A 662-nucleotide genomic window follows, 5' to 3' on the forward strand; every position below is an offset into this window, starting at 1 on the left:
ATTTTTTCTCAATTTTACACTAAAATAGATTTTTTGGAAAACTTTGCAACAGAACCAGAAATGTTAAGAGAAAGAAGAAACCATAGAAAAATACGAATTGAAAAAGGGATTATTGTTTTAGGGTATGCTGGTTTTACACTCTTTATTTGTTTAATAGCTATATCTATTGCAAACTTATTTAAATAAATAGAAAGCTGTTGTAATGGGCTAAAAATCGACTATTAAAGGGTGGAAAATTCCGCTCTTTTTTATACTTCACTATATTGCTTTACAAGTTACAATAATTTTGGTATCATGTAAAACATAATACCTCTGGAGGAATTATTAAAATGACAAATAAAATTGATTCTCAAATGCTAAAAGGAATACTTTATGGTTGTATTTTACTTCTTCTTTCGAAAAAAGAGATGTATGGATACATGATAAGCGAAGAGCTAGATATTTATGGATTTAAAAATATATCTAAAGGCACAATATACCCATTATTGTTATCTTTAGAAAAAAAGGGGCTAATAATAGGTGACTTAAAACCATCAATATACGGGCCCAGAAGAAAATATTACTCATTAACAGAAAAAGGAATCAAAGAAAAGCAAGAATTTTTTAAAGAGTGGAATCAGCTCAACAGCTGTCTTACAAATTTAATTAAAGGGGTTGATGAA

The 662-nt window shown here is 28.1% G+C and carries 2 protein-coding genes; both read left to right on the forward strand.

Annotated elements, in window-relative coordinates:
- Nucleotides 1–186 (forward strand): hypothetical protein (locus LRA01S_RS11235; protein WP_218003141.1); only part of this gene is annotated, 186 nt, incomplete at its 5' end.
- A gap of 143 nt (nucleotides 187–329) precedes the next feature.
- Nucleotides 330–662: PadR family transcriptional regulator (locus LRA01S_RS10630; protein WP_061775569.1), on the forward strand; the 333-nt coding region annotated here is incomplete at its 3' end.

The organism is Pseudolactococcus raffinolactis NBRC 100932 (genome assembly GCF_001591765.1).
Lineage (GTDB): Bacteria > Bacillota > Bacilli > Lactobacillales > Streptococcaceae > Pseudolactococcus > Pseudolactococcus raffinolactis.